Genomic DNA, 22,420 nt, shown 5'->3' on the forward strand with positions numbered 1-22,420 from the left:
GTCGTGGCCGACGTCGCCACGCCCGCGAGCTGGCCGGCTGGTGCTGGTCCCTGGCCGTCCTCGAGGAGTAGCCAGCCCCGCCACAGTCTGCTTCGTCGACCAGAACAGTGGCAGCAGCGCGAGGAGCGACCCGCTCAGCCACCACCGAAGACGACGGATCACGAGGCGCCCGCCCCGAGTGATCGGGACGGGCGCCTCACCCTGCCTCGTGACACGAATGGCCTACATATCAGCTGATGGCCACCGGGGCAGGTGTGGTCGTGGGCATCACCAAGCTCCGCGGACCTGGACGCGGGACGTGGTTCCAGCTCGACGTCGCGCTCGACATCTTCTCCCGCTACGTGGTGGCCTGGACCGTCCAGGCGGCCGAGGATGACGGCGAAGCCGCGTTCAAGACCCTGAAGTACGCACCGGTCTTCCCCGAAGCATTCGGGTCGCTGGCCGACACCAGGACGAGCCGGTGCCAAACGGCCCGGGAAAGTCAGACCCCCAGGCCCGTTACAGCCCTCGGTACGCGCCGAGCTACTCGCCAGGAGCGCTGCTTCGATCGACCAATATCTGGCCTCGGCTCGATCCAAGGAACAGCTGTGGAGCGCACACCGTGGCGCACTGCGGCCGGTCGTTGAAGTGCGAGTTCGCCCGGCCGGTCAACCTCACCGACGTCCACACCGGCTGGGTCTTGACCCGTTTGGGTGCGTAAAACCGCCCCCCGCGCACATTGGATCCACCGGTTCAACCCGTCGATCCTGCACAGGTCGGTGTACTCACTTGTTGTTGGTAAACCCCGCGTCGACGGGAAGTGCGACACCTGTCACGTAGCGCGCAGCGTCCGATACGAGCCACGCAACACTGTCGGAAATGTCCTCGGGCTCGAGCCTGCCGATAGGAAGAGCGTTGCCCATCCCGTGCATCGAGGGGCTGCTCTGAACGAAAGTCTGCACGGCCTCATTTTCGATCATGCCGGTGGACACCGCGGTCGGGTGGACCGTGTTGACGCGGATCCAGTGCGGCGCGAGGTAGTTGGCGTAGGCACGCATCAGACCGACGACTCCGTGCTTGCTAGCTGTGTAGCCCAATCCGCCTGGTGAGTTGCCCGCGACACCGCTCAAACCGGCAGTGGAGCTCACAATAACGATGGATCCACCTTGCCCGAGCTCAATCATCGCGGGCACCGCGACCTGGACTGTGTTGTAGACACCGGTGAGATTTATGTCGATCGTTGTCGACCACTCATCAGGGTGCGTGTCGAGGGACAGAACTGCGACACCAGCGTTGGCGATGACAATCGTGGGTACCCCGAGTTCAGCAACACCTTCGGCATAGGCCCTGCGGAGCGCGATCTCGTCACGAACGTCGGCGACAGCGGTGTGGATGCGGCCGCCCGCGGCTCTTACGGCTTCCGCCGTATCGTCGAGGTCCTGTGACGTGCCCAACTTATAAGGGACGGCGTCGATATCGGCGCATACGTCCACCGCAATGATGGCTGCGCCAGCCTGGGCTAGCCGGATCGCATGACTCCGTCCCTGACCGCGAGCGGCACCCGTGATAAATGCGACCTTGCCCGCTAACGTCATGCTGCCACCTCTGGCCATGCATGGCACTGGGGGTGGACAGTCAGGATCACAATCACGTCGTACGTTTCCTTCCCTGAAGTCATGTTTGCGCGCCCAGGACGTGTCGACCTAGGGAGCGATTGAGCTCAGATCATGTTCTTCGCGCTGGTGACGCACCGCCAGGCTCGAGATGCGCCAGCCATCCGAGGTGCGCTGGTAGGTCTCCGCGTAGTGCCCATACTGGGCGTAGCCGCTGCCACTATGGCGGAGGAGGTAGCCCACCATGGGCCAGATAGCAGAAGCGACATCCCCGTCCAGCGAGATCTCCGGCGTGTGCCCGTGATGCGCCGACCAGGTGTCCCCCATGAATTTGCTCACGTGCTCGGTCCACCGCGCAGCCCCAGAGTGCGGAGCGCCGCCCGTGGAGAACGTTGCATCCGGCACAAAGAGTGACTCAAGCAGTGACCAGTCGTGGCTATCCACGGCTCGGAAGTAGCGCGTCTTGAGTTCGCAAATCGCGAACCGGTCCTCAAGGTCTCGCACCCTTTCATCAGGCCCTCGTGACGGCGCGTCTTCTACGTTCTCAGCGAACATGTCTACCTTTCCAGCGTGTAACCACGTCCCCAAAGGACCTGCTACGCCACGCCTTTCCTCAGTATACAGATAATTACCCAATGTGCCTTCACGGACATGGGCGGTCAAACCGCGGCACGGAGCTCCACAAAGTCCTCGTCGGTGAGCTCGATCTGGGCAGCGGCGAGGTTCTCCTCGAGGTGAGCGCAGGACGAGGTTCCCGGGATGGGCAGCATCGCCGAAGATCGCCGCAACAGCCAGGCGATAGCGATCTGTGAAGGTGTGTGACCAGTACGATTCGAGACCGACGTCAGCGGTCCATTCGGCGCGCACAGAGCGCCCGTCGCCAGGGGGAACCAGGGGATGAACGCAAGACCAACTTTGGAGCAGTACTCCAGAACGTCCTCGGCGCTGCGGTTGGCCAGGTTGTAGAGGTTCTGCACCGAGACAATGTCAGCAATCAGGCGCGCTTGCTCGATCTGGGTAACGCTTACCTCACTCAGACCTAGGTGTCGGATCTTCCCCTCGACCTGCAGGTTCTTCAACTCCCCGACCTGGTCCTCGAACGGAACCAATGGGTCGACCCGGTGTAGTTGCAGCAGATCGAGTCGCTCCACCGCTAGGTGACGCAGGCTGAGTTCCACCTGCTGGCGAAGGTACTCGGGCCGTCCGCAGGCGACAGCCAGTTCGGGCCCTTGTCGTGTGAAGCCCACCTTTGTGCCGACCACGAGATCGGGAGGGTAAGGATGAAGCGCCTTCCTGATCAGCTGCTCCACGACAAACGGACCGTAGGCGTCGGCGGTGTCGAAAAACGTGACTCCCAGATCCACGGCGCGGCGAAGGACGCGAACGGCCTCGTCTGGGTCCTTGGGGTCGCCCCAACCGCCAGGCCCGCTGAGCTGCACGGTCCCAAAGCCGAGCCGGTGAACCGGCATATCACCGCCCAACAGGAACTCGCCTGAGCGAGCCGCCATGCTCAGGCCCATGTCGCTGGCACCGACGTGAGCGTGGAATGGGTGGTCGCGAACTTGAGACGCATCGCCTCTGGGTACTCGACGCGGATCTTGGGCGTGCGACGCAGGACCTCCTCGAGGGTCGCGCGCATCTCCAGCCGCGCCAAGGGGACGCCAACACATCGTTGAATCTTGGCACCATAGGTCAGGTGCTGGTTCCGCGCGCGGTCGATGCGAAACTCCTCCGGTGCCCCGAACTCTGCCGGGTCCCGGTTGACCGCAGCCAGCAAGCGCATAGCTCGGTCTCCCCGCGCGAGTGCCACGCCATCGACTTCTACCTTGTTCACCATCATGCGCCCTTCAGCGATCACATCGACGCCTCCTGTTGAAATTTCATCCGCGTACAGAGCTTATTGAGAGACTAGGCGTGATGGCGATCTCAGGTCAAGAGCGCGACGAGACTCACGAGAACTGCCCGCTGACGGTGGTTGCTGATGACGCTGGTGCGAAGGCGTGAGGCCGAGGGCTTGTCGCCGGCGGCGCTGTGGGGCCGATCATGGTTGGAGTGCAGGTTCCAGGTAGCGATCGCGTCGCAGCGATGGGCTTCGTTGCGCCAGGGGCGGGCGTAGAGCAGCTCGTGGCAAGGATCCGCGAGTATCGCTCCACCTTGCCGTTGTGCCGGGGCGTGTAGGGATCGTGCCGGGCCTGCGGAGCGTTCACCGACGCGAAGGCGTACGCGGGGGCTCGAAGACGGAGAAGGGCCGCGTCCTGGACGAGGTCGTGGCAGTCACGGGATGGCCGCGCGACGGCGGCTGGTCGCGGACGCGGCAGGGGCCACCGAGGGCGCCGGCCGGGCAGTCGCCCAACAGCGCCCCCGGCAGCGGGCGCCGAAGTACTCCGCCGAGGCGGTCAAGGTGCTGCAGAAGGTGGGCGCGGACTCGATCGACCGCTACGTTCAGCCGGCCAAGAGCAGGGACGCGGTCCAAGAGGAACTTGGCAGCGGAAGGCGGCACGAGTATCCCGCGGACCGCCCTTTGACGTCGAGGAGCAGTCAGCCGTCCAGAGCGCAGATCTCGCGCCACACCCCGTCTGGGAGGTCCAGACCATGCTGGCTCATCTCGTGGTGTCGCCGGGAACGGTCGCCGGGCACCCTCACCGGTGCGGCCGGATCTGTCGGCGGAGTTGCACGAATTGCGTCCAGGTATTCAGAAACCACTCGCGGGGAAGTGGTGGGTTGGGCCACGATGAAGACATCACCCTTGTTGCACACTTGCGTTGAATCTAGGGTGCCCACCACGGCTCGTCCGGTCGCGCTGTCGGTGAGGCTCGCGACGAGCGCTTCGAAGGCGAGGCCGAGGGCATATCCCTTTGCACCGCCGAAAGGTGCGATTGCACCCTCCCGCGCAGCATCTGCATCATTCGTTGGGTTTCCCTGCGCATCGACTGCCCATCCATCCGGCAGCGGCTGACCGCGATGGGCGTAGTCGTGGATCTTCCCCATAGCTACTAGGCTTGTGGCCATATCCAGCACGAATGGCTGTGGCTCGGCTGGAACTCCAATAGTGATGGGATTGGTTCCCACCATTGCGAGCCGTCCACCCCATGGGTGCACGAGCGCCTCGCTGGTGGTGAGCCCGATGAGAACTTGGCCAGCGTGAGCGATCTCCTCTGCGTACAGCGCGAGCATGCCAATATGGTTGCTGTTGGAGATAGTCGCAATTGCGACTCCCGTGACTTTGGCGCGCGCAGAGATCGCAGACAGAGCATGCTCTGCGACGACCGGACCGATCCCCCGCTCCCCGTCAACAGCTAGGTGAGCAGATCTGTCCCACGTGTGCTTACCTTTTGTGCGGCCATCGAGGACTCCGTTTCGCAGCCGTTCGACTACCCGTGGAAGACGCAGCAAGCCGTGTGACGGAAAGCCACGCAGCTCGGCCTCTAGCAGGAACCGAACCAAGCTGTGAGCGTTCTGATGAGAAACACCGGCGCGGACCAGCACGTCGGTTGCTTTCGACCTGACGGTCTCAACCGGAATGAGCACGCAGTCTCCTGGGAGTTCGATTCTGCCTTCTGCAGTGCGCCTTCACCAGTCGACCGCGATGTACTTCGTCTCCGTGAACTCCAGCATCCCTTCGTGGGCGCCTTCCCGGCCAAGCCCACTCTGCTTGACGCCACCGAACGGCGCAGCCGGATCAGAGACGAGCCCTCGATTGACCGCAACCATTCCACTTTCGATGCGGCCAGCCACTCGCAGTCCGCGTCGCAAGTCTTCGGTGAAGACGTACGCGGCAAGTCCGTACTCGGTGGAGTTCGCCGCAGCGATCGCCTCTTCGTCAGTATCGAACGGGATGATCGATGCAACCGGACCAAAGATCTCCTCAGTGACCATACGCGCGTCCGAGGGCACTTCAGTCACGACCGTTGGAGCGTAGAAGTGCCCTGGCGAGTCGATTCTCGAGCCGCCGACCGTAACGGTCGCACCACGCCCAACGGCGTCCCGGACCAGGTCTTCAATCTTGACGACGCTCGCTTCGTCCACGAGCGGGCCGAGTTGCGTGTCAGCGTCTACGGCGGCGCCGACACGCAGGGCACTCATGCGTCGGGTCAGACGCTCGGCGAACAGATCGTGTACATCGCGGTGAACGTAGATGCGGTTGGCTGCCGTGCAGGCCTGTCCACCGTTGCGCATCTTGGCGACCATGGCGCCATCGACTGCGAGGTCGAGATCTGCATCCTCAAAGACCACGAAGGGTGCATTGCCACCAAGCTCCATGGAGCAGCTGAGAACTTGGTCGGCTGCTCGTCTGAGAAGGTGCCGCCCGACCTCAGTCGAACCCGTGAAGGAGAGCTTTCGCACCCGAGGGTCGGCTAGGACAACGTCCATCACCTCACCGGTACGGCTCGTCGTGAGGACATTGACCACACCCGGCGGAACCCCGGCTTCCGTCATGATGTCGGCGATGACCAAGGAAGTGAGCGGTGTCAAAGTTGCTGGCTTGAGGATAGCGGTGCATCCGGCCGCGAGTGCAGGTGCGAGTTTGCGCGTAGCCATCGCGGCCGGGAAGTTCCACGGTGTAATGAGCGCACACACACCAATCGGTTGACGCTCGACGACAATTCTGTTCGCGCCCGAGGGTGCAGTCGAGATCTGGCCGATCAAGCGCACTGCTTCCTCAGCGTACCAACGGAAAAATTCGGCGGCATAGGCGACCTCGGAACGCGCGTCGTGAATCGCCTTGCCGTTCTCGAGGGAGATGAGCCGGGCGAGCTGCTCACCGCGTTGGGTCATGAGTTCGAAGCATCGGCGAAGAATCTCGGAGCGAGTCCGAGGTGCAGTTGCGGCCCAGGCTGGGAGAGCTTCTGAAGCCGCACCTACCGCGCGCGCTCCGTCGGCAGGGGTCGCGTCCGCGACCTCGGTGAGGAGGGAGCCATCCGACGGGTTAAACACTCCGACTGTTCCGAAGTCGCTGCCATTCACCCAGCGACCGCCGATGAATAGGCCGCTTGGCACTGCTAGCTCGTCGATCGTCAACACGGTGCGGTCAACGGCAGTCTCCATTTTTCCTCGCTTCAAGTCAGCCACGGAATGAGTAATCGCCGACAAACGCGGCACGAACAATTTCGTAGAGCCCGTCGATATCCAGCTTGACGGGATTGTTGTCAATCAGGCGTTTTGAGTTTAGTGACAGTTCCGCGATTCTTGGCAAGTCATCCTCTTGCACACCAATGTCTGCAAGGGTGGGCGGGATGTCAATGTCCGCGAGAATCTGGTCTATGGCCAAGACAGCTTCTCGCGCTGCGTCCGGAACGTCAGCGCCAACCGTGTCGCAGCCGAGGGTCTCGGCGATCCGGGCCAGTTGAGGTTGAATCGCTGGGAAGTTGTAACGCATGACGTAAGGAAGGAGTAGACCGACCCCAAGACCGTGCGACGTGTGGGTGAGAGCCCCGATCGGATACTGGAGGGCGTGTGCAGCCGCAGTGCCGGCATTACTTAGGGAGATCCCACCGTAAAGTGCCGCGAGCATCATGTCTCCCCGAGCGGCGAGGTTTCCCGGTTCGCGATAGGCGGCAACCAAACTTCGGCCGACCAGACGAACGCCTTCGAGCGCGATAGAACCGGTAAGTGGACTTGCTCCAATGAAGACGCGCTCATGCGGCAGCTGAGTTGTGCGTTCACGCACGACTGCCGTGTATGACTCGACGAGGTGGACGAGTGCGTCCGCTCCCGTCGCAGACGTTAGCGAGGAAGGGCAGCTCAGCGTGAGGGTTGGGTCGCAGACTGCGGCAACTGGGATCATGTAGGGACTAGAGATACCCATCTTCATGCCTCGCTCGAGGTCTCCGACGACCGCGATCGCCGTCGCCTCGGAGCCTGTGCCCGAAGTCGTTGGCACGGCGATGATTGGCATGACCGGCCCAGGAACCGCGAATTCTCCGAAGTAGTCGCGTGGGGAGCCGCCGTGAGTCAGCATCAACGCGACGACTTTCGCCATGTCAATACAACTGCCGCCACCAACGCCTATTACGACATCGAAGTGACGCCCGCGTAGGCGGTCGACACATGAGCTGATCCCCGATAGCGGCAGTTCGGGTTCGGTGTCACTGAAGACCTCAGTGGAAAGCCCCTCGGACTGTAGGTCGCTCACGATCTCTGCGATCACGTCGGACTTTGCCAACCGGGAGTCGGTGCAGATGAGGGCTGCCTTGCCGAAGTCCCGCGCCAACATACCCACACTTCGACGTTGCCCGGCCCCGACAAGGATCGTCCGCGGTAACCGAAGCACTCCAAATGCAGACTCAGCACTGACGAGTGCGCTCGTGCACGTCACGTCCAGGCCTTCCTCTCAGGCAAGACATCCAAGGTTGTGCGGCCCAGGATACTACGTGTACTGAACAATGCAACCTCTGCCCGCCGCTGCTTTCAGTCGGTCGCGGGGGTTCCACACCACCGTCGGGCACCGCCATCACTCTGTCGCTTGCGAGCCGACGCTCCGTCCGGCCCGGTTGATCGTCGAGGACGGCTGGTCGCCCGCCGAGCAGCTGAGTTTTCAACGTCTCTTGGCGCACCGCCGGCAAGTGGGCTCGGCACTACCGGGCCGAAGGACCGGTCGGGATGCAGGATCGGTCCTGGCCCGACACAGCCAGCACACGAGGACCCGACTCAACCGGCCGACCTGCATGGACCGGGTCACTGGCGAGCCGGCCAAGCACTACGAACGCGAGCGCCCCAGGGACCTGATCCACGTCGACGTGACCAAGCTCGGCAACGTCCCCGACGGGGGCGGCTGGCGGTTCGTCGGGATCGATCAGGGCAACGCCTACCGAGGCGCCACTCGCGTCCGGACTGGGAAGAGGACAGAGATACGGGGTGGCGATGGGCACCTGCTTGCTCGGCATCACTCCGAAGCGACCTCGCCGCCCGTAGACCAAGGGCAAGATCTGCATTGCCCCCCGGCGAGTCACCTCGACGCTGGGTAGATCCTCAGTCTGCTGCGTTTATGCTTGTCGCAAGGACCAACCCAGCTGATGAGGCGAAATGGCAAACGAAACGCAGAACAACAGCGGCGAGTTCGACTTCGAGTTGGTCGACCAGGTGGGATACCTAATCAGGGTGTCGCAACAGGTCCACTTTGCGTTGTGGAACTCCTCTGACGACGTGGGAGGCCTCACGTCACCGCAGTTCGCCGTGCTTCACAATCTTGCCCACAACGAACCGCTCGACCAGACCGAGCTCGGAGGACTTGCCTCCCTCGACCGATCCACCCTGGCGAACATCGTGACGCGGCTGGCCGAGCGAGGGTTGGTGAGGCGCACGCGTGACACCGTCGACGGACGTCGGAACTTGGTGTCGCTGACTCCGGAGGGCAAGGCTGTGCATGCAGGCGCAGTTCTTGGCGCGTATAAGATCAATGAGACCCTGCTCACCTCGATGCCGGAGAGCGATCGGAAGTCGCTCCTTCGCATCCTCAGGACACTCATTTCGAAGCATCGAGAGGCGTCGACATCTAACAACGTTCGCAATGCCCTGGGCGTCTCCTCTGGGCGTAATGGCGGGTAGGGGCCGAGTTCAACTTCCGCGCTTGGCCGCACGAGACCGATGCCAGCTCCGCAGGCCGCTCGCGTCGACAAGGACGCGCCTTCCACGGCGCTGATCGGCGCTGACGCTCACGCTCTTGACTCATCCGCAAACTCGTCACGGCCCGCTAGAAGCCCACCTGGCTGTTCGGCTCCGAACAGCCAGGTTTGGAGTTCGTTTCATCACGACGACCACCCCGGGGCTCGTGGCGCCGTCACGAGCGCTTCAGACACTCGATGTTCGGTAGTCAAGTAGCCGCCGAGATGACCGGCTGCGTCGTCCACCACGCCGACGTCCCGACTTGAAGGGCGCCCTGCCCCTGCCGAAGAACGACTAAGGCTCCCGACACGATGGGCGATCGCCGGGTCGCCGCGCGGTCGAGATTCCGAACCACCCCCTCCCAACCGCACACGAGACCTTCCGCAGCGCGTTCGCTCTCGTGCTCGGCAATCACGGGCGCGCCTCGGCCGTCCACGGGAAACGCGGTCGCGGCTCCAGGCGCCCTTCCTGCGATCGTCAATTGCACCGATGGCAAGCACCGGCGCCCTCGTGGCACTCATAGTCGGTGATCGGCCGAACCGACGAGGTCGCGACGGCCGAGCACGCGGCCAGGGCGCCTTCCCCTACGCCGACGTTCCGAGGTGCTGGCCCCCGCCCTCCGTCAACTTGGGTCATTGAGGATTCCGATGTGATGGACGCCAATTGACGTCGTAACTCCGTAGCGTTGCCGACGCTCCCCGCTGGCGGAGCAAGAGAGACCTGAGGGCTGGGGGGCTGTCGATACGAGAGGAATATTATTGTCAATGGCCAAGTTGAGGTCCCCGCTGGTGGCCAACTAAAGGTCCCCACCCTTCGCTCGGGGTTCAGCTGGTCGTGAGTCGGGTTCCTCCCTTCGCTCGGGCCTGTCGCATGCGGTAGGAGTCGCCGTCGGTGACGACGGTGTGGCAGTGGTGCAGGAGCCGGTCGAGCATGCTGACCGCGGTGGTGTGCTCGGGCAGGAACCGTCCCCAGGACTCGAAGGGCCAGTGGGACGCGATGCCGAGCGACCTGCGTTCGTAGGCGGCTGCGACGAACCGGAACAGCAACTGGGCGCCGGTGTCGTCCAGGGGCGCGAACCCGAGCTCGTCGACGAGGACGAGGTCGTTGCGCAGCAGGGTCTCGATGAGCTTTCCGACGCTGTTGTCGGCCAGCCCGCGGTAGAGGGTCTCGACGAGCTCGGCGGCGGTGAAGTACCGGACCCGATGACCGTGCTCGACGGCGGCGATGCCGAGTGCGATGAGGGTGTGGGACTTCCCGGTGCCGGCCGGGCCGATCATGCACACGTTCTCGGCTGCGCGGATCCACTCCAACGAGGAGAGGTAGTCGAACGTCGCTGGTGGGATCGAGGACGCTGCGACGTCGAACTCCTCGAGCGTCTTCCTCACAGGGAAGGCTGCTTGCCGCATCCTGGTGCGGACGTTGGACTCCTCACGCGAGGCGATCTCGGCCTCGATGAGGGTGCGGAGGAACTCCTCGGGCTTCCACCGTTGGGTCTTCGCGGTGACCAGCAGCTCGGGTGCCAGCCGGCGCATCGCGGCCATCTTCAACCGCTTCAATCCCTCGTTCAGGTCCGTCGGCAGCGGTGGTGGGGTCGACGCGGTCACGACACCTCACCCCCATCCGTCCCGTCGATCCGGTAGGCGTCCAGCGACCGTGTGGGCACCGTGGGCAGGGTCATCACCAGCGCCTGCCCCGCGGCGGTCGGCCGGGGTGCGTGGCCGTTGGTGGCCAGGATCGAACGGACGTCGTCGGCACGCCACCGCCCGAACGCCACCGCCCGAACGCGACCGCCCGTTCGAGTGCGGCCAGCAGTGGTTCGGTGCCATGGGCGGCGGCCAGGGTGAGGATCTCGGCGATCTCGCTGCCCAGCTTGGTCACACCCGCGGCCGCGGCGCCGGTCAGGAACGCCTCGGCGACTGGCCCCAACTCCAGGAACTCCCGCTCGACTACCGTCTTGGGGCGTGCTCCGCGACGCGGAGTGTCCGGGCGTGGCCGGTCGTAGTGGGCATCGACGACCGAGGTCTCGCCCGGCGCCACCAACTGGTGTTCGGCGTGGACCTCGCCGGTGACCGGCTCGACCACTCGCAGCACCCGGTCCCGCTCGTCGACCAGCACCGTGACCGTGGCCCCGATCAGCCGGTTCGGGACCGAGTAGCGCGCTGAGGCGAACCGGATGCAGGACAGCTTGTCGACCTTGCGGGTGATCGGCTTCGAACCGACCTCCAGCCGCAGCGACGGCAACTCACCGAGCAGCTCCCGCTCCGTGTCGAGCCGCTCGGCCGGGATCGCGTGGATCTCGCTATGGCAACGACCATTCACCTCCTCACACCACGCCACGGCGCGGGCGTTGAGCCCCGCGATGCCCTCAGCCCACGGGTCCTCGCCAAGAACAGGGTCGAGCTCGAGCGGGACCAGCAGGTCGTCCTTGGCGTAGCCGACCAGGTTCTCCACGATGCCCTTGGACTCCGGGTCCGCGCCATGACAGAAGTCGGGCCGGAACCGGTAGTGGGTCGCGAACCGGACGTAGTCCGGTGCAGGCACGACGACGTTCGCGACCACCCCTCCCTTCAGGCACCCCATCCGGTCGGCCAGCACGACCTTCGGGACCCCGCCGAGAACCTCGAAGCACTCCGCCAACATCCCCAGCGTCGTGGCCTGCTGCTCATCGGCGGCGAACCGGACGAACCGGAACCGTGACCACGCCAGCACAGCACAGAACACGTGGACCTTCCGCCCGCCGATGATCTCCTCGCCCCAGTCGATCGCGAGGACCTCACCCGGCGACCACACCGCCGGACGCCGGCCACCGGCACGGGCATGACCCCGTCGCCACTCGCTCTTGGCCTGGGCGACCAGCCGCCGGAAGTTGCGGTCCGACCCCGCATAGCCGGCAGCGCGCGCCGCCGGCAGTAGCCGCTTCGCGCTGATCTTCCCCGCGGTCTTCTTCACACTCTCCGCGACCAGGTCGGCGACCCCGTCGTAGTTCCTGGCTCGCGGCGCCCGCACCTGCGGACTCCCACCCTGGCTGGCCAGCTCGTGCGCGGTGATGATCCGCTTCACCGTCTTATGGGTCGTGCCGCAGATCTCTGCGGCTCCCCGGTAGGTGCCTACGTCTCGGTAGGCGGCAATCACGTCCATTCGTTCCTTCGCGTTCTTCAATGGAAGCCCCTGCGTGGTGCTCGGTGACTGGTTGGCACCGCCACCGTCACCACGCAGGGCCCTCACGTCGGCTACGACACGCGAAGGGTGGGGACTTCTATCTGGCCACCAGTGGGGACCTTGACCTGGCCACCAGTGGGGACTTTTTCAGGCTCTTGTGACGCATCCGTGGGTGCTTGAGCGCGCCTGAAACGTGAGCACGCCGTTCCCTGTCTAGGTTTCTGAGCTGTTGAGGAACCGAAACCAGTGAGCGGAGAACGGCGTGCAGAACGCCACCTTATGGCGCGCCCTGTTGGGGGTCGAGAAGACGGTCGTGGAGGACATCGAGTTCGACGAGGACGAAGAGCTGTTGGTGGCCCATGTGCGGCCGCGGAAGCGTGCTCGCGGTCGTTGTGGACGGTGCGGGCGACCTTCGCCTGGCTACGACGCCGGAGAAGGCCGGCGACGGTGGCGGGCACTGGACCTAGGCACGATCCAGGTCGTGCTCGAGGCGGACGCACCGCGGGTGAGGTGTCTCGAACATGGCCCGACGGTCGTCGCGGTGCCCTGGGCACGGCACGCGGCCGGCCACACAGTCGTGTTCGACGAGCAGGTGGCCTGGTTGGCCACCCAGTGCTCGAAGAGCGCGGTGGTCGAGCTGATGCGGATCGCCTGGCGCACCGTCGGCGCGATCATCACCCGGGTCTGGGCCGACGTCGAAGCCCTGCACGACCGGTTCGCGGACCTGCGACGGCTGGGGATCGATGAGATTTCGTACAAGCGCGGGCACCGATATCTGACCGTGGTCGTCGACCACGACAGTGGTCGGCTGGTGTGGGCCGCACCGGGCCGTGACAAGGCAACCCTGGAGAAGTTCTTCGACGCCCTCGGCCCCGAGCGCAGCGCCCAGATCACCCACATCTCTGCAGACGGGGCGGACTGGATCAGCACGGTGGTCGCACAGCGGTGTCCGAACGCGGTGCGCTGCGCTGATCCGTTCCACGTTGTCCGCTGGGCCACCGACGCGCTGGACGAGGTCCGCCGGCAGGCCTGGAACGAGGCCCGTGGCGCCGTCACCCAGCGCCGCGCCGGACGAGCCAGCGGCCAGGCGAAGGCACTCAAACACGCCAGGTTCGCGTTGTGGAAGAACCCCGAGAACCTCACCCTCCGGCAGCGGGCCAAGCTCGCCTGGGTCGCCAAGACCGATCCGCGCCTGCACCGCGCCTACCTGCTCAAGGAAGGCCTCCGGCTGGTGTTCCAGCTCCCGCACGACGAGGCCGAAGAGGCCCTCGACGTCTGGATCGGCTGGGCCCGTCGCTGTCGGATCTCGGCCTTCGTCGATCTGCAACGCCGGATCGTCAAGCACCGAGCCTCTATCCTCGCCGCGATCGAGCACGGCCTGTCCAATGGACGCATCGAGTCGGTAAACACCAAGATCCGACTGATCACCCGGGTCGCCTTCGGCTTCCGCTCACCCGAAGCCCTGATCGCCTTGGCCATGCTCAACCTCGGCGGCCACCCACCAGTGCTCCCCGGCCGCAAATGACCCACGGAAGGGTCAGGAGAGCCCTTTTTCATGGCCACGGACAAATATGGAGACCAGCGCGCCGACACTTGGTCGAACCTGGATTCAGGTGCCGCCAGCAACTCGTACGCCCCGCGACACGACGGCGGGCAACTTGACTGTGGCTGACCTAACACCTATTTTCTTCCGTATACTGAGGATTTCCAGACGGGCATTGCAGGCGCGCTCAGTCGAACCGGTCATCGATACCGCCATCATCGTCAGCACCTGCCGAAACCAGTGAAGAACCAGTGAAGGATCCGATGAGGACTGCGCTATGACTTACGTGATCGCCTCGGGCTGCCTCGACGTCCAGGACCGCGCCTGCGTGGACGAGTGCCCGGTCGACTGCATCTATGCCGGTGCTCGGATGCTCTACATCCAGCCCGAGGAGTGCGTGGACTGCGGTGCGTGCGAGCCGGTGTGCCCCGAGGAGGCGATCTTCTACGAGGACGACGTCCCGGCCGAGGACGCAGACTTCACGCGATTCAACGCGGAGTTCTTCGCCGAGATCGGGTCGCCCGGAGGCGCCGCGGCCGTGGACCTGACCGACCGCGACCACCGCGAGATCACCCCCCTCCCGGTCCGCCGCGCGGGGCAGGCATGACCGCCACCGTCGACCCTTCCCGTCCCGACGCTCGACCCGGGCCGCACCGGCCCTGACCTGGTGCGCCGTCACGACCCTGCGGACGGGCCGCACGCCGGCAAGGAGTCACCTCCGACCAGGAGGTGCGCTGGTGCCCGGGATGTGGCGACTATGCGGTGCTCACGGCCGTGCAGTCGTTCTTGCCCACCCAGGACTGCGCCGGAAGAACATCGTGTTCGTGTCCGGGAACCGGCTGCTCCAGCCGGTTCCCCTACTACCTGGACACCTACGGGATGCGCTCCAACCACGGCCGCGCCCCCTCGATCTCGACCGGGATCGCCACTGCGCGGGAGGACCTCTCGGTGTCGGTGGTCACCGGCGACGGCGACGCGCTCTCGATCGGCGGCAACCACCTGATCCACGCGGCGCCGCAACGTCAACATGACCATCATGCTGTTCAACAACCGCATCTACGGCCTCACCAGGGGCCGGTACTCCCCCACCAGCGAGAACCGGCAAGATCACCGAGTCCCCCCATGGGCTCCCTAGGCCACCCCTTCAACCCGGTGTCCCTCGCGCTCGGCGCCGAGGGCACTGCCGTGTCCCGCACCATCGACAGCGACCGCAAGCACTTCACGCCGGTCCTGTCCGCGGCCGCCGCCCACCGCGGCACCTCGTTCGTCGAGATCTACCAGAACTGCCCGATCTTCAACGACGGCGCCTTCGACGCCATCAAGAACAACGACACCAAGGCCGACGCGATCATCCCGCTGACCCACGGCGAGCCGATCCGCTTCGGCGGCACCGACAGTTCGGGCGTGGGTCCAAGGGCGTGATCCGTGGTCTCGGCCCCGGGGGCCCGGTGGCGTGAAGATCGCTGCGGTCGCCGAAGTCGGAGAGGACGCGACCCTCGTCCATGACGCCCCCAACCCCGACGCGACCACGGCGTTCGCGATCTCCCGTCTCACCGCGGCCGACTACCTGCACCAGGCGACGATCGGCATCCTCCGCCAGGTCGCGCGGCCGTCGCACGACGACCAGGCCCGGGCGCAGGTCACGACCGCCCAGTACGCCGCCCCCAGCGAGCCCTCCGATCGTCTCGCGGCGCTCATCGGCGGCGGCGACACATGGACGGTCACCTGAGCCGGCCGCACGCTAGTCAGGTCACCAGCGCGAGCTTGCCCCCGGGGTGCAGTCCCAGGAGCACCCGGAGCGCATCCGGGGCGGCCTCGAGCGGGAAGGTCCGCGCGACCGGCACCTCGATCTCACCGGCTGCCGCCGCCTCGATGAGCCGGGAGCGCACACCATTACGATAGGTCGCGCTCACCGGGTTCGATCCCGCGAGGGCATGGAACCCTTCCGTCGTTGCCCGATGAGCCGAGGCGATCGTAACGATGCGACCGCGATCAGCGACCACCGCCGTCGATGCGCTCACCGCTTCGTCCGTGCCTACGCAGTCGAGCGACGCGGCGATACCTTCCGGAGCAGCTGCCTGGAGGCGCGCGACCAAGCCATCGCCGTACCGGACCGGCTCGGCACCGAAGCCACGAACGCGCTCGAAGCTGTGCTGACCGCATGTGGCCACGACCCGTACACCCATGCGCCGCGCTAGCTGGAGCACGGCGACACCCACAGCTCCCGAACCGCCGTGCACGACGATCGTCTCTCCGCTCGAGACGCCGGTGACGTGCAACATCTCGGACGCCGTCGTCCCGGCAAGAAGCAGGTTGGCGGCCTCGGCGAAGGACAGGTTGTCGGGCTTGGCGAAGACGTCAGATGCCCGCACGGTCACATGCGATGACCACCCGCCCGCGACTCTGAAGGCGAGCACCTCCTGCCCGACCGTACCGCCACCGGAGGCGATCTGGGTTCGGGATGGAATCGCGGCAAGCACGCCAGCGACCTCGTAGCCGATCGGCTTGGGGAATTCAGAGGCGTTGCCACCTGCCGCGTGCTTGTGGTCGGCCGGGTTCACACCCGCCGCTCGTACCTCGATGGTCACCTCGCCAACCTCGGGGACGGGGACGTCGTACTGCTCGAGCGAGAAGTGCTCAAGTCCGCCAGGGCGGGTGGCCACCCAGCGTCGGGCAGCGATCAAGGTGCTGTCACCGGAATGCGTGCGGGCCGCCAGCACAGCGCGAGCAGGACGGCGGCGCCCCCGCCACCACAAATAACGGCGACCAGGAGTCCCGTCCAGCCCGAGAAGTCGATGTCCAGTGCGGCGTCCAGCGACCAGCTCCCTGCCCCGAGGCCTCCGAGCGCAACGGCTACCAGGATGAGGGTGAGGACGTACTCGTATCCCTCGCCCGGACGGAAGATGAAGAACCCGTTGCGCAGATGGTTGGTGACGAGCGCCACCACCATGACCCCCACCACGCCGGCCGCGGCCAGCGGTATCAGCAGCCCGGCGAGAAGGAGGGCTCCCACCCCGAGCTCGGTCACGCTCGCCACCCAGGCGTGCACCAGCCCCGGCCGCATGCCGAGGCTGTCGAACCATCGAGCCGTGCCCGCGATCTTGCCACCTCCCCATACGTGGTTATAGCCATGGGCGAGGAACACCACACCCACAATCCCCCTGAGCACCAGGAGAGAGAAGTCGATCGTGGCAGGGTCGGACATTCGAGTTCTCCGATCGTTTGGGGCGACACCAGCGCCGAGATCGCTTCCGCAGTGTCGTGGCGGGCACTCGTGGAAGCACACGGCCCCACCAGCGCCGGATGCTCCGGTATACGGATACTGCCGGACTCATCGCATTCCTGCGATCAACGAGCCATTGCCACTCTGCATACTGAGTAATTTTACCGGCGACAAGCAGCCGCCGAAGGAGGCATACCGACGCAGGCAGCAGGGAGTGCCGTTCCGCCCGTTCGGCGCGGGACCCTGTTTCTCAGGTCAGTCGGTCATCCGAATCGCCTGAGACGGGCAGCGGCTGACCGCTTCCTCGACGTTCTCTCGTTCCGACTCCGGAGGGTCCTCTACGAGGATCGCGATCCCGTCCTCTTCTCGCTGATCGAAGACCAACGGTGCCGTCAGGACGCACTGACCGGCACCGACGCACATCTCCTCGTCGATCTCGACATTCATCTTCAACCTCACATTCAGAACTCCGACCGACACCTCGAGCCGCTGCAACGCGACCCACCGGCCCTGCATGCCCACCGCGGGCGGTAGTGGCCCGCGTCGAGCTGCTTTCGCGACATTAGAATTAATCAGTACACGGAAAGTGTACCACCCGGTCGGAGCCCAGTTCAAGGGTTGCCAGGTGTCGCCCCTTCGCAGCGCTGGCGAGCCGGGCACCGTGGTCGGCTCGCACATCTGCCCCGCTCTGCCGATTCCTTCCGCCCTTGTGCTCGGTCGGCACCAGCTTGAGGCCCGGGCACCGCGTGAACACCTCGCCGAAGATCGGCCTAGCCACGCTTCGGCGATACACCAGCCGCCGCACTCGATCTCCATGAGGGCGTTCGCGCGCGGCTGCGCCCTGGCGCTCGAGACACCGTGCGTCGGCGACAACTGACGAGATGCACGCGAACGCCCGATGGGACACGGAGGCATGTCCACTTTCCGGACGCTACCCAGATCTTCCTCCGCCTACTGAGTAATATAGGCGAACACGAGGAACGCCGCGCAAATCGGCTCTGGGCGCTTTCCGACCTCCACGGAGGTGCGAGACGGAGGAGAACTTGATGCACCGAGAATGCGACGCCGTCGGCCCAACGACACGGCTCGAGATCTGCGGCGACGACCGCCTTCCCCAACCGTTGACCCCTACCGAATGGCGCGAGGCGATGCTGAGCACGGTGCCAGAACCTGACCGCTCAGCAGACCCGTAGATTCCCAACTGCCAGAGCCGAACGCAACGTCACGCGCGTCGCGCACGCCACTTCGCGGGCTCGCACAACGTACAACTGCAGATGGGGCCCGCCGATGGACAATTGAACGGCGTGTACCGCGATGCCTGAGGCAAGCCCGCCCGAGGCCGTAAGCGACGGCGTCGAGCGGAGAAACTACGCTCTGGAGGATTGGCGTGACTGCCGAGAACTACTCGCTCTTACGGCTTCTACGCCAACTTCAGTCTCGCCCGCGGATGCGTGGAGCTGTTCACCGAGGACGGGCGCATGGAAGTCAACTTCTACAACGACTCCGCCTGCCTCAAGGACACACTGAGTCCGATGGCAGGCCACCCGACCAAGGTCGACTGGCCGGTGGAGTCCGGCCGAGTCACCAGCCACGACGAGCTGCACCTGGTCGCCACCGCGCCTAGGCACGAGCGACTCATGGGCATGTGCCAACACCGACGGGCAGCCGTCGGTCTTCACGCTGAATGACCACGAGACGGCGCTCATCATCAGCAACTCCATCATCTACGCGCGCCATCACGGCAACTTCGCACCCGAGGTCGGATATCAGAGTCACGCCCTGAACCGCTGGGTGTTCCGCCGCGCGAACCGTCGGTGGCGCATCTCCAAGAACATTCGAAGGGTGATGGGCCACCCCAGTCATCTCTTTAAAATTGGAAGGAGAACCAGATGGACAGGTTCACGCACCACGTCGGAACCGGGCTCGCCCTCCGTCGCAGCAACGTCGATACGGACCAGATCATCCCAGCTTCTTACATGAAGCGAGTTACCCGGACCGGCTACGAGGATGGTCTGTTCGCGGCCTGGCGCGACGACCCGGACTTCGTCGCAAACAAACCAGAGTTTCGAGGCGCCAGCATCCTCGTCGCGGGCCAGGACTTCGGCACGGGATCGTCGCGAGAGCATGCGGTGTGGGCTCTGATGGACTCCGGGTACAGGGTGGTCCTGTCCAGTAGGTTCGCCGACATCTTCAAGAGCAATGCGGGCAAGTCAGGCCTGCTGGCAGCGCAGGTGTCTGAGAGCGTGGTGGAGCTTCTCTGGGGCGCCATCGAGAGTGCGCCTACCACACAGATCAGCGTCGACCTGCAGAACCGGACCGTCGCCATTGACGGACTGACCGCGCCGTTCGAGGTCGACGACCACACCCGCCATCGACTGCTGGAGGGGGTGGACGACATTGCAGCGACACTCGCGAACGAGGCCGACATCGCTGCCTTTGAATCACTGAGGCCGTCCTGGCTGCCGCGCACCTCTACATCGGCGACCTGAGGGACCCAGCGTCCGTTTCGAGAATGCGAGAGACCCCCTCGAGCTACCCGACAACCGACACGGTTCGCGGCCCTCGGACCCGGTGTCGGCACCCAGCGCCTTGACCGAGTGGTCGACCTTCCTCGTGGAGGCCCCGTCCCGGTAGACGTCCATGATCACCGCGAACAGCGCCCGGTCGACCCGGCCGCCAGCTTCGGGATCCGCCAGCTTCGGGATCCGCAGCTCCAAGTCGCCCGTGGACGTCGTGAGCGTCCGCGGACGGCTGCCGTTGCCCTGCGCAGTGCGGTCCACGGTGCGTTCCCAGTGGCCAGCGCCGATCACCGCAGTGAGCTCGGCAGCGATCAACGCCTGGTAGATCGTCTGGGCCGCCGTGCGGACCCGGTCCTCGACGCCCCAGCCTGCATGGCTTCCAGCACCTCGAGTTGGGCAGGATTGTGCAGGGCCATCGTGCTTCAGGTCCTGCCATGAGTGCTATCGCTAGGTCTCACTGAACGCGGCACGGTGGCCGCGTACGTCATCGTCAACACGACGAACACCACCTCATGGGACGTCACCCCGGTGGCGATGCCTAGTCGTCCCACCATTACTTCTTCGTGACCATCCGTGGCTCGGCCCTGGACTACCGCTGGCTATCCGCCAGCACCCAAGGAAAGGCGCAGGCGGTACTTCGAGAACCGTCGACCGCCCGTGAGCGGTTGGGTTCACCCAGCTCCGCCAGGAGGCGCTGGGACAGCCGGACCATGGTGGCGAACGAAGCCGGGTCCAACCACTCCGGTTCCAAGGCGTATGACACGTCCTCGGTCGCTGCGTTTCCACTCGCGCCGGGTGCGAAGGGGCATCCGCCGAGTCCCCCCCAGCGCGCTGTCGACCATGGTCGCTCCCGCGGCGACGGCAGCCAGGGTATTCGCTACGCCCATGCCCCAGGTGTCATGTCCGTGGTAGCCGATCCGCCGTACCGGACTCAGCTCACGGACCTTGCGCACAAGGCTAGACACCTCTGACGGTCGTGCTTGGCCGAGCGTGTCGCAGAGGACGACCTCGTCGAGGCCTTCGGTGCGCGGATCGTTGATGATCTCGAGCACACGGTTGGGGTCAATCACACCTTCGAACGGGCAGGTGAAAGCAGTCGCCAGTCCGAGTTGCATGACGCCACCTACGGACTGCGCGACCTCGATTGCCTCAGGCAGGCCATCCATGCTCACGTCGGTTGTGCGCGCAACGTTTGCCTGATTGTGACTGCCCGACACCGAGACCACGTACTGGAAGTTGACGACTCCCACGGCCGCTGCTTTCCGTACGTGCTGTGGAGTAGCGACCCACATCCAACTGCTGGCCAACTCCGCCGGAGTGAGCGCTGCGGCTACTTCGAGACTATCGGCGAGCTGCGGAATCAGATCAGGTCGGGCCATGGAGCCGATCTCGATCTCGGTGATGCCGAGCGCAAACAGTGATCAGATGACTTCGACCTTGCGCTCTGTCGTGAGCGACTTTCCAGTGAGCTGGAGGCCGTCGCGCACGGTAACGTCTCGGATCGCGGCGCTCTGTACCGGTTCCTGGGTCACGCGTGAACACCTTCCTCGAGCACCCGCTCAATCTGCGCAGTCGTCTTTCCCAGGACGCTTCGCAACACAGACTCGGTGTGCTCCCCGAGGTCCGGCCCCACCGATCGGACCTGCAACGAACGACATCCCAGAAGGGGGACGATGCCGGGGAAGTCAACAGCCTCGATGCCGCTGCCGGTATCCACGGGAAGGGTTTGGATCATTCCGCGTGCACGATAATGAGGATCGTCGATGATATCTGCAGCTTCGAGGATCGGGCCCGCGGGGACGCCGGCTCGGTCGAGCTCGGCTAGTGCTTCGGCTCGAGTGCAACTCTCTGTCCACGCGCCGATCGCGGAGTCGAGGAGGTCTCGGTGCTTCCACCGCTCAGTATTCGTCTGCAGCCCAGGATTCTCCCCCAGGTCCGTTCGCCCGATGACCTGCATGCAGCGGCGGAAGATCGAGTCACCGTTGGCCGCGATGACCACGCTTGATCCGTCAGCGCACGCGTACGCGTTGGTCGGTGCGATCCCTTCCATGCGACCACCGACTCGTTCGCGATTGACTCCGTAGGCGGACCGATCGGGGATCAGCGACTCCATCATGGAAAAGACGGCCTCGTGCAAGGCGACGTCGACATGCTGCTCGCAGGGGCCCAGACGTGGCTCTCCGGCCGCGCGTCGTGAGTCACGCTGGAACAGCGCCATCACCACACCGAAAGCGGCGTAGAGTCCTGCGATCGAGTCTCCGATCGAGACGCCTGTCCTCGAAGGTGGCCGGTCGGCCTCACCGACGAGCGCACGCAGGCCGCCGTACGCCTCGGCAACGGCTGCAAATCCTGGGCGGCTCGACAAGGGACCCGTCTGACCGAACGCGGAGACCCGGGCCACGACTAGCTCCGGATTGACGGCCTGCAACCGCGCTGCACCCAGGCCCCACCCGTCCAGCGTCCCGGGACGAAAGTTCTCGAGCAGAACGTCCGATCGCTCGACGAGTTCTAGCACGGTGTCGCGCCCGGCCTCGGTCCGCAGGTCGAGCGCGATCGACTTCTTCCCCCGGTTGATCGTGCGGTAAAGGAGCGACGTGTGGCCGGCGTACAGTCGCCAGTTGCGCAGCTCATCACCGGTTCGGGGCCGTTCCACCTTGATCACCTCGGCACCGAAGTCCGCCAACAGGCGACCTGCTGTCGGTGCGGCGATGTAGTTCCCTAGCTCGATCACGCGAATGCCTTCGAGCGGGCGACCGAGCTCTGCGTCCATGAAGTCTGCGGG

18 protein-coding genes and 5 pseudogenes are annotated in these 22,420 nt (G+C 65.1%); 7 read left to right on the forward strand and 16 right to left on the reverse strand.

The window, feature by feature from the left end:
• Nucleotides 1-243: 243 nt before the first annotated feature.
• Nucleotides 244-470, forward strand: a pseudogene (locus ACUP6Y_RS22530) (hypothetical protein); the annotation flags it as partial.
• Nucleotides 471-764: 294 nt separating this feature from the next.
• On the opposite strand, the gene ACUP6Y_RS22535 reads toward ACUP6Y_RS22530, so the two are convergent.
• The 8 genes and pseudogenes from ACUP6Y_RS22535 to ACUP6Y_RS22570 all read right to left on the reverse strand — a co-directional run bounded on the left by ACUP6Y_RS22535 (nucleotide 765) and on the right by ACUP6Y_RS22570 (nucleotide 7,908).
• Nucleotides 765-1,574, reverse strand: a complete 810-nt coding sequence (locus ACUP6Y_RS22535; RefSeq protein WP_462553220.1) for a mycofactocin-coupled SDR family oxidoreductase — start codon at nucleotides 1,572-1,574, stop codon at nucleotides 765-767.
• 108 nt (nucleotides 1,575-1,682) lie between these two features.
• On the reverse strand, nucleotides 1,683-2,147 hold the full coding sequence (locus ACUP6Y_RS22540; RefSeq protein ID WP_125038063.1) for a nuclear transport factor 2 family protein: 465 nt from the start codon (nucleotides 2,145-2,147) through the stop codon (nucleotides 1,683-1,685).
• 104 nt (nucleotides 2,148-2,251) lie between these two features.
• A complete protein-coding gene (locus ACUP6Y_RS22545) occupies nucleotides 2,252-3,112 on the reverse strand; it encodes an aldo/keto reductase (protein WP_125038064.1) in 861 nt (286 codons plus the stop codon).
• A complete protein-coding gene (locus ACUP6Y_RS22550; RefSeq protein ID WP_462553221.1) occupies nucleotides 3,103-3,450 on the reverse strand; it encodes a cytochrome P450 in 348 nt (115 codons plus the stop codon). The genes ACUP6Y_RS22545 and ACUP6Y_RS22550 overlap by 10 nt, the downstream gene beginning before the upstream one ends.
• Nucleotides 3,451-3,518: 68 nt before the next feature.
• Nucleotides 3,519-3,802, reverse strand: a pseudogene (locus ACUP6Y_RS22555) (integrase core domain-containing protein); the annotation flags it as partial.
• 328 nt (nucleotides 3,803-4,130) lie between these two features.
• On the reverse strand, nucleotides 4,131-5,120 hold the full coding sequence (locus ACUP6Y_RS22560) for an Ldh family oxidoreductase (RefSeq protein ID WP_125038067.1): 990 nt from the start codon (nucleotides 5,118-5,120) through the stop codon (nucleotides 4,131-4,133).
• Nucleotides 5,121-5,162: 42 nt separating this feature from the next.
• Nucleotides 5,163-6,662 (reverse strand): NAD-dependent succinate-semialdehyde dehydrogenase, encoded by a 1,500-nt coding sequence (locus ACUP6Y_RS22565; RefSeq protein ID WP_462553222.1) that lies wholly within the window; start codon nucleotides 6,660-6,662, stop codon nucleotides 5,163-5,165.
• The gene (locus ACUP6Y_RS22570) at nucleotides 6,655-7,908 is read right to left on the reverse strand and encodes an iron-containing alcohol dehydrogenase (RefSeq protein ID WP_307718979.1); all 1,254 of its coding nucleotides are present in this window, start codon (nucleotides 7,906-7,908) and stop codon (nucleotides 6,655-6,657) included. Before ACUP6Y_RS22570 ends, ACUP6Y_RS22565 begins: the two co-directional genes overlap by 8 nt.
• Nucleotides 7,909-8,615: 707 nt before the next feature.
• Here ACUP6Y_RS22570 and ACUP6Y_RS22575 point away from each other — a divergent pair.
• Complete coding sequence (locus ACUP6Y_RS22575; RefSeq protein ID WP_462553223.1) at nucleotides 8,616-9,137, forward strand: MarR family winged helix-turn-helix transcriptional regulator; 522 nt, start codon at nucleotides 8,616-8,618, stop codon at nucleotides 9,135-9,137.
• An 881-nt stretch (nucleotides 9,138-10,018) separates the two neighbouring features.
• Here the strand turns inward: ACUP6Y_RS22575 and istB are convergent.
• Both istB and istA read right to left on the reverse strand, forming a co-directional pair.
• Complete coding sequence (istB, locus tag ACUP6Y_RS22580) at nucleotides 10,019-10,798, reverse strand: IS21-like element helper ATPase IstB (RefSeq protein WP_462551617.1); 780 nt, start codon at nucleotides 10,796-10,798, stop codon at nucleotides 10,019-10,021.
• Nucleotides 10,795-12,353 (reverse strand): annotated as a pseudogene (gene istA / locus ACUP6Y_RS22585) (IS21 family transposase). Before istA ends, istB begins: the two are co-directional and overlap by 4 nt.
• Before the next feature lie 262 nt (nucleotides 12,354-12,615).
• On the opposite strand from istA, the gene ACUP6Y_RS22590 reads away from it, so the two are divergent.
• The 3 genes and pseudogenes from ACUP6Y_RS22590 to ACUP6Y_RS22600 form a co-directional block, all read left to right on the forward strand.
• Complete coding sequence (locus tag ACUP6Y_RS22590; protein ID WP_462553224.1) at nucleotides 12,616-13,878, forward strand: ISL3 family transposase; 1,263 nt, start codon at nucleotides 12,616-12,618, stop codon at nucleotides 13,876-13,878.
• 295 nt (nucleotides 13,879-14,173) lie between these two features.
• On the forward strand, nucleotides 14,174-14,503 hold the full coding sequence (gene fdxA, locus ACUP6Y_RS22595) for a ferredoxin (protein WP_125038070.1): 330 nt from the start codon (nucleotides 14,174-14,176) through the stop codon (nucleotides 14,501-14,503).
• 71 nt (nucleotides 14,504-14,574) lie between these two features.
• Nucleotides 14,575-15,625: pseudogene (locus ACUP6Y_RS22600) on the forward strand (2-oxoacid:ferredoxin oxidoreductase subunit beta); the annotation flags it as partial.
• 16 nt (nucleotides 15,626-15,641) lie between these two features.
• Here the strand turns inward: ACUP6Y_RS22600 and ACUP6Y_RS22605 are convergent.
• The 3 genes from ACUP6Y_RS22605 to ACUP6Y_RS22615 form a co-directional block, all read right to left on the reverse strand.
• Nucleotides 15,642-16,484: an NADP-dependent oxidoreductase gene (locus ACUP6Y_RS22605; RefSeq protein ID WP_260430900.1), complete on the reverse strand. Its 843-nt coding sequence runs from the start codon at nucleotides 16,482-16,484 to the stop codon at nucleotides 15,642-15,644.
• Nucleotides 16,485-16,576: 92 nt separating this feature from the next.
• Nucleotides 16,577-17,101 (reverse strand): DoxX family protein, encoded by a 525-nt coding sequence (locus tag ACUP6Y_RS22610; protein WP_462553227.1) that lies wholly within the window; start codon nucleotides 17,099-17,101, stop codon nucleotides 16,577-16,579.
• Between the two features lie 273 nt (nucleotides 17,102-17,374).
• Nucleotides 17,375-17,566, reverse strand: coding sequence for a ferredoxin (locus ACUP6Y_RS22615; RefSeq protein WP_462553228.1), 192 nt, complete (start codon nucleotides 17,564-17,566; stop codon nucleotides 17,375-17,377).
• A gap of 1,004 nt (nucleotides 17,567-18,570) precedes the next feature.
• On the opposite strand from ACUP6Y_RS22615, the gene ACUP6Y_RS22620 reads away from it, so the two are divergent.
• Together ACUP6Y_RS22620 and leuD are read left to right on the forward strand one after the other, a co-directional pair.
• The gene (locus ACUP6Y_RS22620) at nucleotides 18,571-18,807 is read left to right on the forward strand and encodes a hypothetical protein (protein ID WP_462553229.1); all 237 of its coding nucleotides are present in this window, start codon (nucleotides 18,571-18,573) and stop codon (nucleotides 18,805-18,807) included.
• 201 nt (nucleotides 18,808-19,008) lie between these two features.
• Complete coding sequence (leuD, locus tag ACUP6Y_RS22625; RefSeq protein ID WP_462553231.1) at nucleotides 19,009-19,608, forward strand: 3-isopropylmalate dehydratase small subunit; 600 nt, start codon at nucleotides 19,009-19,011, stop codon at nucleotides 19,606-19,608.
• Between the two features lie 90 nt (nucleotides 19,609-19,698).
• On the opposite strand, the pseudogene ACUP6Y_RS22630 reads toward leuD, so the two are convergent.
• The 3 genes and pseudogenes from ACUP6Y_RS22630 to ACUP6Y_RS22640 form a co-directional block, all read right to left on the reverse strand.
• A pseudogene (locus ACUP6Y_RS22630) lies at nucleotides 19,699-20,054 on the reverse strand (transposase); the annotation flags it as partial.
• Nucleotides 20,055-20,309: 255 nt separating this feature from the next.
• Entirely contained in the window at nucleotides 20,310-21,017 is a 708-nt protein-coding gene (locus tag ACUP6Y_RS22635; RefSeq protein WP_462553234.1) for a beta/alpha barrel domain-containing protein, read from the reverse strand.
• A gap of 149 nt (nucleotides 21,018-21,166) precedes the next feature.
• A complete protein-coding gene (locus ACUP6Y_RS22640) occupies nucleotides 21,167-22,408 on the reverse strand; it encodes a CaiB/BaiF CoA transferase family protein (RefSeq protein ID WP_462553235.1) in 1,242 nt (413 codons plus the stop codon).
• Between the last annotated feature and the right edge of the window lie 12 nt (nucleotides 22,409-22,420).

The sequence above is a fragment of the Nocardioides sp. S5-5 genome, from assembly GCF_054954065.1.